The organism is Lysinibacillus sp. TE18511 (assembly GCF_054062295.1).
Map to the genome: position 1 here is coordinate 39242 of NZ_JBSSFD010000010.1, position 14052 is coordinate 53293.

Sequence of the window (14052 nt, forward strand, 5' to 3'; positions counted from 1 at the left end):
CAAATTTGGGATGCCTCTTTTACATGTATGTTAATTTAGATTTTATGGGTATCTAAATACTGATGCCATACTTGATCTTCCTCATCTGTCATCTCACCAATAATTGTGGAAAAGTCAATCGTTCGATGAAAAAGGTCTTTTAAGATTCGAAACTGCTCGAATGATCCTGTAAATACTTTAAGTGACGAAGAATCTGCAATCACCTCAAGATTGCCAATCGTCGCCCCATTTAATTCTATACTTCTTAAATTTTTTAGTTGACCAATTGCTCCCCCACCCTCTAATACGGTATCGTGTAAAATGATTTCTCGTAGTGAATGACTGGATGTAAAACAATCTACATTTTTCAAATAACAATTATCAAATTTCATCACTTGTAAGTTCTTTAGGTGACTTAACTGGAATAAATCCTCTTCTTCAATATTTTTCAACTGGTGAATAGATAATTGTTTCAAGGTACTAATTTGAGATATTTGTTTTAACTGTTCTTTACTCACGATTGAAATGGATAAGGATTCAAGCGCTTGACATTGTTGAAGCATTGAAAAATCTTTAACGTCCGTTTGTTCCATTTCTAATTTTTTTAATCGTGGAATACTTACTAGCGGTGTTATATCGAAAACTTTTGTATGATTAATATTTAATTCTTGCAAATACTCGAGGTTCGCTAATGGTGTTAAATCGCTTAGCGGGTTCTTAATTAAATAGAGCTTTTTTAAAGATAGCATGTTATGTAAAGGTGTTATATCAGTTAATAGATTGTTTGTTAAGATTAATTCTTTTACTTCTGTACAAAGTCGTAACGGTTTAATATTCGTGAGTTTTATCCCAATTAAATATAGTTTCTTTTTTTTCATTAAATTCTCTAGGTTCGAAAACTCTTCTTGTACTATGTCTTTCCATTGGGAGTCCAAATCTTGCATCCATTTCGTTGTATCCTCTTTGGAAATTTGCGGTGATACAGGTTTTAGAACTGGCAATTCAATGGCGTTTAGTACATCTAAAAAATGGGTGCTATTTTCATAATTCCAGTAGATACAATCTTCATCCTGTTCAATTTGATATTTCCCCTTTAAAATCGTTTCAGAAATAAATAGTAGGAAATCCGATAATTGATTTGCTATCACATACTTTATTTCCTCATCACGCCCAAAATTAATGACTTGCCCTATTCGTCCATTATGATCTGGGTCGACATCAATGCCGATGTTATTGCCTCCAAAATCTTTACTAATAGGTATCCAATTACGATTAATAGACCTCTCTTTTATATATCCAGTTGGGACTGAATAAGAAGCACCTTCCAATGCATATTCCTCTTCTAAGTGCGCCCATATTTGCCATTCCTGCAATACATCATTTAATGATAAAAACGGCAATCCAAAAAATAAACCTGGCCCGCCTTCCTTCTCTCCATTATGCAATAAATAAAACGCCCTTAATTCATCAGGAAATTGAATTGCCATCTCATTTTCAACATTCTGTATCTCTTCTTCAGAAGCTGGTGGATTTAAAAATGGTGAAAATACTTGGTCTAATTGAACCTTTAATTTATTCATTGCCAACTTAATCATCATCGTTTATCTCCTTTTTCAATTATCACAATCATTTTCTTCATTTAAGCAGCGTTCTATAAATTCAAAGAGACCCTTTGCATCAGTTGTTCGATCTCCCCAATCATGCCAAAAATATAATGCCTGACCTACTACTCCTTCTTCTGTTGGGTCTGTATCAAGACAAAGATAGTCACCTCCGCCATTTTCAGCAATCGGAATCCATTTTTGATTCCAAAGCATTGGTTTAACCTCGACACCATACTCTATATCTGGGAGCAAATCATCTGGATCAAATTCTTCCTGTAGAAACTTCCAATTTTCAATTATTTCCGAAATAGGAGAAAGTGTTAAATTCCTAACAAAAGGCTCTACCCCTAAAGTCCAAACTTGCCCATTATAAATGCTATAAAAACTTTTCATCTCCTCAGGCAGCGTAATACTTAAGGTTTTTTCGATTAGTTGGAATTCTTCAGCTGTAGCACCTGGTTGAAGATTCAATACTTCTTCACCATTTGCTCCCAGCTTTGAGTTCTTTTCAATTATACGATTCCACAAATCTTTAGCTTGCGTATTCATTTGTAACCTCCACTCTACAATAAACTGACATTTTTTCACACATCATCTTGATGCAATTTCCTTGCCTGATGGGTTGCCAAGTCCGCATATCTTGTAGGGATTGGTAATCGGCTATCCTTTTCAATAAAATGCATCGTGATTTTAGTTGCTGTATCTAAATCAATGTCGTTTCCACATGAAACAAAAATTGGTTTAACATCCTTTCTACTCCTCAGAGCACGACCATATACTTCCCCTTCAATGACAATATCAGTAAACGCTCCTGATTTATTTTCCGGCATGATAAAATCCGTATTTTCAATTTTATAATACGTTTTCGCTACACCAATTGTCGGTTTTTCTAAGTAGAATGAAGCATGTGTCGCAACGCCCATATTGCGCTTATGTAAATACCCATTTCCATCAAACATATAAAGGTTTGGATTCGTTTTTAACTTTTTAACGGCTTCTAAAATAAGAGGTAATTCACGAAAAGCTAAAAACCCGGAAATATAAGGAGTTGTAATTTCATCCATGTAATCAACTTGTTCCACTAATTTTTTTGAACAAAAATCAAAAACTTGAATGCAACAAACTCCATATTCTTTATTATTTTCACCCCAATAGGCAATATCCACTCCTGCAACAAGTTTAATTTGATCTTCAGATAAATTGTTTTGTAGAGATATACGCTTTCTTAATTCATTTTGTTGGGATGTATAGTTTAGGATCATTTTTTCTATTTCCATGAAGATGATCATCTCCCTTCTATATAACTATACACAAATATTGGTATTTGTCATAAAAAAACCATAGCAAAACCTCCTAATCCATATTAGTATTGTGAAATCTGCACAATACGAAAGGTTAGGAGGTGTGAAATTATTTATCTATTAGCCTCTACTATGAATTGGCCTTCTATTATAGGTGTCTTGGCCAAAGTAATGGGTATGATTTCCTTCATCTACTTTAATTCGAATGGACATGCCTTCTCCTACATTGGTGTTAATAGAAAACTGACCATTAAAGGCCTGTACCCGCTCCTGCATACCCCTGATCCCCATTGAATCAGCTAGAATGATATCATCCTTTTTACATCCTACACCATCATCAGAATAATTAATTTCAAAACCATTTTCTGTTTCTAATAGGTGAATTTCAACAGTATTAGCGTAAGAATGCTTCAAGGCATTGTTCAATAACTCTTGGAATAGCCGATAAATCATCAAGTTTAAACGCTCATCCTCTAAGTAAAGACGATCGATTGTGTAAATTAAAACAAAATCCGCACGCCTATGTATTTTTTGAATAAGCTTTTCAAGCGCAGCATTTAATCCCAATGTATCTAGTAAAGGTGGCTTCAAATTTTCACAGTAGCCTCTTAAATCATTCACCGATGCAATCATATGATTATGAATCTTAGTAAGGTTCGATTGAATATCCGCCTTTTTCTTTGCATGTATACATACATCCATTTCTCTAGCAATATGGAGTTGCTCTTGTAAAATCGTATCATGAAGTTCTTGAGCTAACTGATATTTTTCTTCTTCAAATCGTAACCAAAGTAACTTATTTAGCCAAGGCAGCTGACTTTTATCAGCTTCCTTCATATGCTTTAACTGTTCGAGAAGCTCCTCCACCATTTTAGTGTTTTCGATGAAATTATTTAAATATAGAAGTAGTAATTCAAGCCATAATAATTCCTCATCCTTTAGATAAATGGATTTATGATGTTCTACAACTAGTATTCTTTTATAATTAACATCTTGGTGGATAAAGGCAATATAAAAATGATCCGTTTTCTTGATATCTCCCAATCGGAGTTTCTCAAGTAAGTCTTCGTCTATTTGATTTTGTGTATATTCTTTTGATTTGCCAGTTGAAATAACTTGATGTGTTTGCAAATCATAGGTGAATACGTAAACATTATTCATCTCAAGATGTAAAGCAACTTCCTGAACAAATTTCTCAAGTAAGTCCTCAATTTTCACGACCCTTCCGATACTTTCAACTGTCTTATACAATCGATGGATATAATCTCCTTTTGTTGAAAAAAGAATTTTTCGCTTTCGATAATCTACTTTCTCTTTAATGTAGAAAAGTGCTATTAATGATAAGAAGGCAAAAAAGAATATTTCCGTCATTTTTGAAATAGATAAATCAGTAAACGAATAAAGGCCCATTAATAGCCAAATCGTAAAAGCAAATGAAAAATTAATATAATGGCGCAAACGCGTAATAAAATATTCCATATCAAATATACGTTCAGTGAGCTGTGTAAATATAAAACTATAAGGTATAAGCATTAAGAATAAGGAGCATACATCCGCTGAAACTATTTCTTTATGGAAGAATATAAAAGGCAACGCATACAGAAATAGAAATGGTAGAAAAGGAATAATGATACTTGATAATAATACTTTTAATTGCGGTGTTTTGTATTTGAAATAACAAATTATTAATGTGCCAATAATTAAAATAAGCAATACAAAAAATAACCATAAAATTGTATTAGAGATTATTGGTCTTGCAAATGGATAAATAATACTAAAAATACTAAGAATGACCGCAATCAATGGTATTGTATAAAACACTTGAATTTTTTTAAATAAAGCCCACTCTATTTCTAAAAAACTAAAATAATTTCTTAAAAAGTGTATTAAAAACACCAAACATAATAGCAAGCTACCACTATTAACAATTATTCCGATGTTATTTAATTTGCTAGATGCTCCGATGCTAACATATGCCAATGAAACAGTGAGTATAAACATATTAAGCAAGTTCAATAGCACATCTTTTTTTTGTTTGTAATATAAATAAATCGAGATAATTAGAGTTAGGAAATAAAAACAAGCAGGGACTATTAACAAATAATAAAATTGTTGCGGAATATCTAAATGATTTATTTGTATGTCAATCGTTCTTCCATCAGCTTTTAGAATCGTTAAAACCTTAGCAGATAGTATAACTGAGTCGTACATAATTCTAGGTAAATCAGTAATTTGAATATGATCTACTTCTAAAACAATATCTCCAACTTCTATGTCTTGTTTATTTGCCCACTCTTTATAATAAGGATCGATAATCAACCATTGTCCATTTTCATCATCTATTTCAATACTTAAAAAAGGCGCGCTATAAGTGACATAGAGCAAATATAACCCTAAAAAAAGGTAGACACTTATAGCAAGCCAGAAATAATTAAAATTTTTTAACTTTGCCAAATTCGACTTTTCATGCGTAACTCTTCATCGAACGATTCAATAATTGCCTTCTGTTCAAGCTTTGAAACACCAACTAGAGAAGCTTTTTTTTCTTTTAACAATGTTACCAACGACGGATTTTGCTCTAAAAATTGAATCATGTTCATCATTAAAATCTCCTCATTTCATTAGTTATTTTCTTGCGTTTGTTGTAGCCACATTTTTCCCAAAGTTACTTTACCAATTATTTACCAAGGAATAAATAACCAAATACATTGCTACAACTTCATTATACAACCTTATTTTATACATTCAACAATTTTTTCTATAAAATACTAAAAAATAATAGATAATGTAGTATTTTTGCTTAATAGACATTTTTTGATTTTGAATTGTCAGATTATTATCACAAATCACCATTTACGCCATCATTACAAAATAAAAAGCTTATTCCTTCTCACCCTTTTGGTTGGAATAAGCCTAAGTAATATATAATTTTTTACTCTTTTTTACTTAAAGGAACTACTTTTAGTGTTTGTCCAATTGCCCCCAATGATTCAATAAGCTTTATAGCCTGATCGTAAGAATAGTCCTTAACAAGTTCACAAGGAAGATTTTTAGAACACTTTAGTAAATCAAAAGCAGCGATCTTTATGTGCAGAACATTTTTTATTTCAACTAAATCTTTTAATCCCCCATTTGGTGAAGCTGTTAACACAATATTACAAGTAACAATAGGGTCACCTAACTCTTCTTCCTCTGACTTACTAAAACAACCACTATCAATCCAACTTTTAAAATCTACGGCAATGATAGATGCATTTTGTGGATTCATATCTCCGCAACCCACTGCGAAAACCGTACCTGCTATATCGAGTTCCATTAAAAAGACAGTACCGCCTCCGTCATCACCGATTGCAACATAGCCCTTTGCATATTCATTCACTTCCCAAGTTTCGTTTCTCTCTATTATTTCTTCTGTCCCGTAAATCAACACACCACCTGCAGTAGAGAGACCATTAGTGTATTTGAGGAAAGTTCTATATTCAGCGGGTAGCTTAAGATTCATCATGTCTTCAATGGCAAGTATTTCTTTTTCGCTTGCAGGTTCATATTTAGTTAAGTCTGTAATATTTTTTAATTCAAACATTTTTCACCATCCTGTGTATGTACCAAACGAACATATTATCATCCCAAAAATTAATTTATTGATTAATATTTTCAATATACTTAGCATCAATCGAATCCACTAGCCAAACATTATCGTTTCCATAGTAAAATTTAACACCCTGGTCATAGGCTTCTTTTGCTTTAATCTTCAATATTCGAGGTGCATGATCTCTTCTTTTTCCAACGAGCATAGCTGTCTCCATATCGACTGATAAATGTACATACTGTCGCGCTTGTGGAAGTAGTCCCTCCATCTTGATTTTCTCCAGAAATCTCTTAGCCGTACCATGATACAATACATTTGGTGGTATGCTTTCTTCTTTTGCTATCTTATGGATACTATTTGAATGCCCATATAACGCTCTAATTTTATTTCCATATATCTCATGACGCTTCTTCTCTGCCATATTGACCATGTCAATAAAATCATTAACCTCTAACTTGCTCCACTTCGGAGTGGCTAAAAAAGCATCTCTTCATTGTTCTAGAGATACCCAGCCCTCATCATCTATTTCTAATTCATATTCCCATGGCGCGTGTCGAAGTGCATACGAAACTTCCTTGCTTAATTCTTCATAAGCCATAATTTTTACCTCTCCCTTGTCATTTTAAGACGTTTCAATACTGGAACTATTCTTTTGTAACCAATGTCTTGCCTCTTCGCCTACTAGAATTATTGGATGTTCTTGTGTGCCTATTATATGCTTTTCCAGAAGAGTAGTATATCTCTCGTTTTTATCGACAAATTCTCCATAAGCACTCGTTACCAATACCCTCTCTCAAAATCATCATTATCTATTTCTTTAACAAATACCGATATCCACAATACTGTATGCTCGACTGGATCAGTTTCGATATATATACCCTTTGAGCTAACGTAAACTTCTTCAAAATCATCCTATTCAAAACTCTGCTCTATTTGAAGCACCTCATCAATATGCATCCCAATATGTATCTTGTTAAATAATAACCCTTTGTAATCTTTCAATGCCGTTATCTTAAAGAGCTTCCCATTCATCAAATTGAACCACAAGTCTACAGAATCTTTAATTTCATATCTTATAAAAAACTTTGTAAACAACCTTGACTTCTCATCCATATTAGCAATTAAATCGTAGAACTGGCTTATATGACTATAAAGCTTAATCCCTCCAAGTCCTTCCCAAGGAACAATTGGTGAATTGTTATCAATCACTCTACTCACTTCCATTCCATTTACGAATATAGTTCCAAGCCGCCTCGAGATCTTTAAATATCCATCCAATTTTATCGATTGATTCTTTACTATCAATTCCTAATAATAATGTTCTAACTGCTTCATCACAGCCCAATCCGACAATAACAGCTAATGGTAATGTGTCATCTGTACTAATATTAAAAGCATATTCTAGCATATCTCCCCACTCGTAAATTAAATCTTGTAGATCAATAATAATGGCACCAGGATCCCATGCTTCTATTGCTGCCTTTCCCATAGCATTCATATAAATAGCATCAGTATTTCCAGCAGATCCGAACCCGTATTTACCAGAATACTTTATTACTAATATTTCGATTTCTTCTGAAACCCCAGTATAATATTCAACTTTAATATCACTCAGCTGAGAAAGTTCGACCTTCTTAAGATTTTTCATATTAATTCCCTTCTATTAAAAATAATTTCACGGAAGAATGGCATCGATTTCTATCAATACCTAGTGATGTTAATGACAGAATTGCCAAATTTACCGATTCACCAGCAACCAGAGATTTTAAATAATTACATGCCTTGGTCGAAAAAAATCCAAGCCAAATGTGCAAACTAGCCATCTATCCGAAAAAAATTAGGATAGATGGTCATTCATCGTGTGTACCGAAGAGGTGCGCTTTTTTTATATTTCGGTCTTACAGAATATCTTGATTTATCTCCATTTATTCACCTCATAAGAATTTTTACCTTTTAAAATTTTGAGTAATGTCAGTATCCATAACTAATTGAACGGTATTGAAGTAATCGTTCAAAAAAACTTTTGATACGTCTCCGTTCATATAGTTTTGTCGTTTGTTTATTCATCCAATATTTATTACGTTTTCTAAATGATTTCTCAAATAATAAGTGAAATCTTTAAAACACTCCATGAGTTCTCCCTATGATTTTCTGATATTTATAGTCGCTAGTATGTATTGGATTTTTCTAAAGGATTTTTGATAATTTTGTTCCATCAAACTTATTACCCCAGCCTTTATCCTCTCTAATAGAAGATTTTTCAAAAAGCTTAATGTCCGGTAATGGATAATTGTTTTTAATCATAGTATAAATAAGTATCTCTAAAGAATTTAAACTATCTTCACCGTACCCACTTATACTACTATATGCATGACTTTGTCCAAGCTCATGAATGTCTGATAATAATGTATTAATAGATTCATCATTTTTTTGATATAAATTATACAAATAATAAAATTCATTTTCAGTTAAACGTTCAAAGTCGTCTTCATCATATTCTTTAGATTCCAATAGACTTTCTGGGATTAATTCAGCTGTTGCTGAATTACAATCATCTAAATTATTGGAATTTGTGAATTCCCAGAGGTAATTTACAACGATTTTCCAGCTATTAAGATCATAGTTTAATGCTATTATTGCGTTTTCAAAACAACTTATGCCATATGCAACTCTACCTCTAAATGAAATTTCTTTAAATTTTCCTATATCCTTGAATTTTCCCTTTTTCTTTATTCTCTCTCTTTGTATATCAAGTACGTCTGTAATACCAGACTCTTCAAATCTTTCTATTATATATTCATGTCCGTATTGTAAAGCTAACATTCTTTCTTCTGTATAAATAGGTATTAACGTATAAAAATTAATACTTCTATTTTCCGAATCTATAAAACTTCTCATTCCTTTAGATGTACTGATTAAAATACACGATAATGCTGTATTGGAAGCGAATGGAGTTGGAGGTTCCCCATTTGGCAGCATGACTCCTTCCTCTAACCATTCATCATATTGATGTGGAATGTGAGCGACCATTCTCAACCACTGCAATGGCCAATAATAATCTTGCTTCGTCATTTCATTTCTACTTATTGGCCAATTTGCAGGCAACTTTAAGACTAATTCAGCGTACTTACTTCCCTTACATTCTTCTGAATCATCCATTGCACAATCACTCATTCCTGTAGTTACAAGAGTGATAAAATCATGTTCTTGCGACGGCAGTATAACTTGAATATCGATCGCCACCCTACTGCCAGGTACGATTTCACTGATTGTATTATTAATGGGACCAAACTGTTCTGTTATAAAATCTAAAATACCAGTGGTTTCATTTTGCATCCTAGTTTCATACCCTTCTTTTTTATAAGAATCTATATTTTGTAGCTTAAAAGATTCCCAATGTTACACCTTACAAATATAATGCTAATCTTTTGTTTGCCCTACGTATAGCTTTCCAAATAATTATTCATATCCACTCATTACTTGATCTAAACCGAAATTATTTACTAATAAATCCGTAAGAGAAGGCGCGATTAACACTGCATCAACTATATCCAAATTTCCAAAACCAATCATATAAAGCCCAAAGCCTCTTTTACCTTCCAAATAAATCAGAGCATTTCCCCCTTCATCATCCCCAATTGCTAGTGAGTTAGGAATATATTTTTGGATATAATATGCTTCATTCATTTCAATACTGTCTGCTGGCCCCCAAATACGTATGTACATTTCATTCTTCACATTAATCTCAACTTCTGTTGCAACCTTTATAAACTCAATATAGTCAGCAGGAACTTCTATTGTAGAGAAATCCATAAGTTCTTTAATCTGCCTCTTTGTTGCAGGTGACTCTTTAGACTCTATCGAAAACATCGTACTGATTTCATCAAAAATGCTCATTTAAATCATCCTTTTTTAAGATTAAGAGGTCTGGATGGTAAACGCATATCAGGATAGAACCCCGCAGCTCCATCTTCAATATCGACAAAACCAACTAAGTAAATATCTTGAACGGAATTATTCTTAAAAATATCTGTAAGTTTTTCCAGCATACAAACTCCCCTTTACTTCGTGATAAATTAAATACCCATGTCTATATGTTTTATGTACTTTTTACTATAGTATCAACAATAGTTCGTTGTAAATAAATTTCCAATCTAACTATATTTGGATCATCCAATTCGACGGTAAATTTCCCCCTTGAAATATTTTATAAAAATTACGATATCCTAGTTTTCCTTATAAAATCTTGATAATTATCATTTAAAGTTTCATTAGTAAAAGTTTTCAGCAATAACCTATTTGTTGAAGGAACAAAATAACAATTAAAAGGATGATGTACATGAAACAAAAGCTTTCACCTATATCGGCCAAGGAGCGGATAGAAACAATCGATGTATTAAGGGGTTTCGCATTATTTGGAATCATACTAGCCAATATTGTTTGGTTTCTTTATCCTGTCTACATGCAGGAAGATCCAAGTTTTAAAAATGAATGGACTTCTTTTTGGAATCAAGCTGATTACACAGTCAAATCTCTTCTTACTATGTTTGTCGATGGAAAATTTATTATGCTCTTTTCCATGCTGTTCGGTTTTGGAATGGTCATCATGCAGGAAAGAGCAGCCGCAAAGCAATTAAACTTCTGGGGAATTTATTCTCGACGACTTATTGCGTTATTTATTTTCGGTTGTATTCATGCCTATTTCATCTGGTTTGGGGATATTTTAACAGACTACGCAATTTTAGGGTTATTACTTCTTCTCATGCATAAGTTAAAACCTAATGCCATGTTAATCATTAGCATTATTTTATATAGCTTACTTTTTGGAGTTTTTACGCTAGGAGCTCTGTCTTCCAATCCAACTATGACCATGACTATGTCAGAGGAAAGTCGTCAGCTCATGCAAGTTACAATAGATGCCCATCAAAATGGAAACATTCAAGAATTAATGGATGCCAACCTTATGGAAAGAACTTTTTATACAATGCGTAATGGATTATATATCCTTTTTTTAGGTAACCCTATTTTTTATTTATTCTCAAATCTTCCGTTCTTACTAATGTTCCTATTCGGGGCAGCCGTTGCGAAGAAAAAATGGATTCAGCGTTTTGAAGACTATCGAAAAGGATTTTTCATTACTTGGTTACTGACATTTATTACTGGTGGCACATTGAGCTGGATACTACCTTTCTTTTTAGAAAATGCATCAGCTGCTCAATTAATTCAACATATGAGCTCGCCACTCCTTACAATCTTTTATGCTATTAGCTTGATCTTCATCTATCAAACGGTTAATGGGAAGAAAGTTTTACAGTGGTTAGCGTTCCCTGGAAGAATGGCATTCACAAACTATATTGGCCAATCAATCATTTGTACATTTTTATTTGGGCCATTTGCGTTTGGCGTATACGGAAAACTTCACTTAACGACAGCCATCATCATTGCCATTGTCATTTTTGTGCTACAAATGATTTTTAGTAAGCTGTGGTTATCCAAATTCTCCTTCGGGCCATTAGAATATGTTTGGAGATCAATCACTTATTTAGGCATTAAACAACAAGACTTTAGGGAAACTAAAAATGACTTACAAAAGGCAAAATCTTTCTAAATCGATTAAGTGATTCACTGAGTCAAAAAACCTTGACGGGAATAATTTTGCCTATCAAGGTTTATCTTTCTACTGTAAATTTCTCGATAAATCGCAAAAAAGTTTCGATAAATTCGAAATATTAGTCGATAAATTTAGGATTTTTCTCGATAAAACGAACTAATAAGCTACACCTGTACGTGTATGTGTTTTTTTGAATTCTTCCATATTTGGATCAAAATAAGCCTCATTAAATTTCGGCACAAATTTTCCATCTTCTAAATAACCTGCACCCCAAGTAGAATCCATCGTCAGCCAGCTGCCATCAATATTAGCTTCAACCCATGCATGTCGTCCTGGCCAAATGCCACCTGCTCGACCTTCTACAAATCTTGCTTCAATATTACTTGCTCTAAGGAGTGCAATCGTTAAATAGGCATAATCCTGACAAACTCCTGTTTTAAGCTCGAGTGTTTTTAAAGCACTGTCATCCCATTTAAATTCATCATTTTCATATTTTTTAACATCATAACCTATATTTTTTGCAACATAATCATAAATAGCTTTTGCTTTTTCCCGTTCGCTACTTTTCCCTTTTGTTAAATCTTTTGCCAGCTCTTGAATTTGAGGTGCATCTGATTGTACCCCTCGTGAAGGGAGAAGGTCACGCTCATCCTTAAGTGCATTTGATTCTACTTCAAACTGTGCAAAGCCAAAATATTTAAAGTAATCACTGTTTTCTTTTTTGATTTCGGGCACGCTAACGGTCACCTCATATGTTCCTGATCCAAATCTCAAATAAAATGAGTCATCAAATTTGAAATCCTTAACAGGAATAACGTCTAAAGCTTCATCCTCGCCTTTTTTGGACGTGATGTAAATATGTGTAGTTTCTGAAGCAAATTCAGCTTTAGGGTCAATGGAGCCTTTAATTCGAAAAGTCCCGTCTGACTCTTCTCCTCCAAATAAAGGATATTCTAATGTTACGCCTCGTTCTAAATAGATATTAGAATACTCAATCGGCTTCATAACATGCTTAGACTTGTTTTCAATTAAAATTGTTGTAGCTATTTGAAAAAAATTTTCTCGTTCTTTATCCGGAACTAGAACCTCCAACTTATGCAACCCTTCCCCGTAAAATAAAGGGACATCATAGGCAAACTTTCCTTCCTTGATAGGAATGGGATGTTGCCATGATTCCGAATCCTTAACGAGTCTAATTAAAATCGTATCCTCGTCATTTAAATTGCCGGATTCTCCTTTAAGCTGAAATAGCTCCTCTGTTTCCACGTAATTCGAATCTAAATTTAGCGTCAGTTTTGCGTCCTGACCAAATGGCGTATAGGAGATATCACGCTGAATGTCAGGATTCACATTATAAACTTCAAAAATAGCTGTATCATAATAATAATTTTCAACATCAGTACTAGGCAGTTGAACCGTTACTCGATACTCACCCTCTCCATTAAAAAAATGAATCGCCTGCTTAAATTTACCGTCCTGAATAGGCGCATAATATTCATGTTGATTACCAGCAGGTCCTCCTTCATTAGAATAGACCTTTATCCATACATAATCAGATTTTAATAGAGAATACTTTTCAATTTCACCTTCAACTTTTACTTCCTTATTTACAGCAAATTTCTGATATACAGGCTCTTTTAGCTTTAAACCAACTTCTTCGCTATAAGTTGTCAGTTCAATCGATTCAAGATCAAATTCTTTATTCTTTTCCTCTGCCAATTTTTCAAATTTATCGTCTTCCTTTTTAAGAGCTGTTGTCTCTGACTCTTTAACACTGCAAGCTGAAAGGACAAGGATCATACTAAAAAAACAAAGAAAAGCCGTAAATATTGTTCTTTTCCTACTCATAAAGTCATCCTCCAAAGTAAGTGTTTTTTACAAAAATACGGTCTTGCTTAGAACTAAGTTAATAACCCTAATACATTTCAGCGATTAGGATTATGTCGTCCTATAGAACTTAGTTTACAA

13 protein-coding genes and 1 pseudogene are annotated in these 14052 nt (G+C 33.2%); 1 reads left to right on the forward strand and 13 read right to left on the reverse strand.

What is annotated here, in order from left to right:
- Positions 1-35: 35 nt before the first annotated feature.
- From ACVWXS_RS09785 to ACVWXS_RS09840, 12 genes and pseudogenes are all read right to left on the reverse strand, one after another.
- The gene (locus ACVWXS_RS09785) at positions 36-1574 is read right to left on the reverse strand and encodes an SMI1/KNR4 family protein (RefSeq protein WP_456957967.1); all 1539 of its coding nucleotides are present in this window, start codon (positions 1572-1574) and stop codon (positions 36-38) included.
- A gap of 18 nt (positions 1575-1592) precedes the next feature.
- Positions 1593-2132 (reverse strand): SMI1/KNR4 family protein, encoded by a 540-nt coding sequence (locus ACVWXS_RS09790; RefSeq protein WP_456957970.1) that lies wholly within the window; start codon positions 2130-2132, stop codon positions 1593-1595.
- A gap of 35 nt (positions 2133-2167) precedes the next feature.
- Positions 2168-2860 (reverse strand): endonuclease V, encoded by a 693-nt coding sequence (locus tag ACVWXS_RS09795; protein WP_456957972.1) that lies wholly within the window; start codon positions 2858-2860, stop codon positions 2168-2170.
- Between the two features lie 144 nt (positions 2861-3004).
- On the reverse strand, positions 3005-5338 hold the full coding sequence (locus ACVWXS_RS09800; RefSeq protein ID WP_456957974.1) for a sensor histidine kinase: 2334 nt from the start codon (positions 5336-5338) through the stop codon (positions 3005-3007).
- Positions 5326-5487, reverse strand: coding sequence for a competence pheromone ComX (comX, locus tag ACVWXS_RS09805; protein WP_456957976.1), 162 nt, complete (start codon positions 5485-5487; stop codon positions 5326-5328). Before comX ends, ACVWXS_RS09800 begins: the two co-directional genes overlap by 13 nt.
- A 329-nt stretch (positions 5488-5816) precedes the next feature.
- Positions 5817-6467, reverse strand: a complete 651-nt coding sequence (locus ACVWXS_RS09810) for an SMI1/KNR4 family protein (protein ID WP_456957978.1) — start codon at positions 6465-6467, stop codon at positions 5817-5819.
- A 55-nt stretch (positions 6468-6522) separates the two neighbouring features.
- Positions 6523-7071, reverse strand: a pseudogene (locus tag ACVWXS_RS09815) (RNA 2'-phosphotransferase).
- A gap of 314 nt (positions 7072-7385) precedes the next feature.
- The gene (locus ACVWXS_RS09820; protein ID WP_456957980.1) at positions 7386-7697 is read right to left on the reverse strand and encodes a hypothetical protein; all 312 of its coding nucleotides are present in this window, start codon (positions 7695-7697) and stop codon (positions 7386-7388) included.
- Positions 7684-8121: a hypothetical protein gene (locus ACVWXS_RS09825; RefSeq protein ID WP_456957982.1), complete on the reverse strand. Its 438-nt coding sequence runs from the start codon at positions 8119-8121 to the stop codon at positions 7684-7686. The genes ACVWXS_RS09820 and ACVWXS_RS09825 overlap by 14 nt, the downstream gene beginning before the upstream one ends.
- Positions 8122-8660: 539 nt before the next feature.
- Entirely contained in the window at positions 8661-9809 is a 1149-nt protein-coding gene (locus tag ACVWXS_RS09830) for a suppressor of fused domain protein (protein ID WP_456957984.1), read from the reverse strand.
- A gap of 123 nt (positions 9810-9932) precedes the next feature.
- Positions 9933-10370: an SMI1/KNR4 family protein gene (locus ACVWXS_RS09835; protein WP_456957986.1), complete on the reverse strand. Its 438-nt coding sequence runs from the start codon at positions 10368-10370 to the stop codon at positions 9933-9935.
- A gap of 5 nt (positions 10371-10375) precedes the next feature.
- On the reverse strand, positions 10376-10522 hold the full coding sequence (locus ACVWXS_RS09840; protein ID WP_456957988.1) for a hypothetical protein: 147 nt from the start codon (positions 10520-10522) through the stop codon (positions 10376-10378).
- A gap of 290 nt (positions 10523-10812) precedes the next feature.
- On the opposite strand from ACVWXS_RS09840, the gene ACVWXS_RS09845 reads away from it, so the two are divergent.
- Positions 10813-12081, forward strand: coding sequence for a DUF418 domain-containing protein (locus tag ACVWXS_RS09845; protein ID WP_456957990.1), 1269 nt, complete (start codon positions 10813-10815; stop codon positions 12079-12081).
- A gap of 159 nt (positions 12082-12240) precedes the next feature.
- On the opposite strand, the gene ACVWXS_RS09850 is transcribed toward ACVWXS_RS09845, so the two are convergent.
- Positions 12241-13932, reverse strand: coding sequence for a transglutaminase domain-containing protein (locus ACVWXS_RS09850; RefSeq protein WP_456957992.1), 1692 nt, complete (start codon positions 13930-13932; stop codon positions 12241-12243).
- Between the last annotated feature and the right edge of the window lie 120 nt (positions 13933-14052).

Excerpts from the sequence above, each read along its gene's own strand:
- ACVWXS_RS09785 (WP_456957967.1), bottom strand. The coding sequence starts at position 1,574 with ATGATTAAGTTGGCAATGAATAAATTAAAGGTTCAATTAGACCAAGTA.
- ACVWXS_RS09790 (WP_456957970.1), bottom strand. The coding sequence starts at position 2,132 with ATGAATACGCAAGCTAAAGATTTGTGGAATCGTATAATTGAAAAGAAC.
- ACVWXS_RS09795 (WP_456957972.1), bottom strand. The coding sequence starts at position 2,860 with ATGGAAATAGAAAAAATGATCCTAAACTATACATCCCAACAAAATGAA.
- comX (WP_456957976.1), bottom strand. The coding sequence starts at position 5,487 with ATGATGAACATGATTCAATTTTTAGAGCAAAATCCGTCGTTGGTAACA.
- ACVWXS_RS09810 (WP_456957978.1), bottom strand. The coding sequence starts at position 6,467 with ATGTTTGAATTAAAAAATATTACAGACTTAACTAAATATGAACCTGCA.
- ACVWXS_RS09820 (WP_456957980.1), bottom strand. The coding sequence starts at position 7,697 with ATGGAAGTGAGTAGAGTGATTGATAACAATTCACCAATTGTTCCTTGG.
- ACVWXS_RS09825 (WP_456957982.1), bottom strand. The coding sequence starts at position 8,121 with ATGAAAAATCTTAAGAAGGTCGAACTTTCTCAGCTGAGTGATATTAAA.
- ACVWXS_RS09830 (WP_456957984.1), bottom strand. The coding sequence starts at position 9,809 with ATGCAAAATGAAACCACTGGTATTTTAGATTTTATAACAGAACAGTTT.
- ACVWXS_RS09835 (WP_456957986.1), bottom strand. The coding sequence starts at position 10,370 with ATGAGCATTTTTGATGAAATCAGTACGATGTTTTCGATAGAGTCTAAA.
- ACVWXS_RS09840 (WP_456957988.1), bottom strand. The coding sequence starts at position 10,522 with ATGCTGGAAAAACTTACAGATATTTTTAAGAATAATTCCGTTCAAGAT.
- ACVWXS_RS09845 (WP_456957990.1), top strand. The coding sequence starts at position 10,813 with ATGAAACAAAAGCTTTCACCTATATCGGCCAAGGAGCGGATAGAAACA.
- ACVWXS_RS09850 (WP_456957992.1), bottom strand. The coding sequence starts at position 13,932 with ATGAGTAGGAAAAGAACAATATTTACGGCTTTTCTTTGTTTTTTTAGT.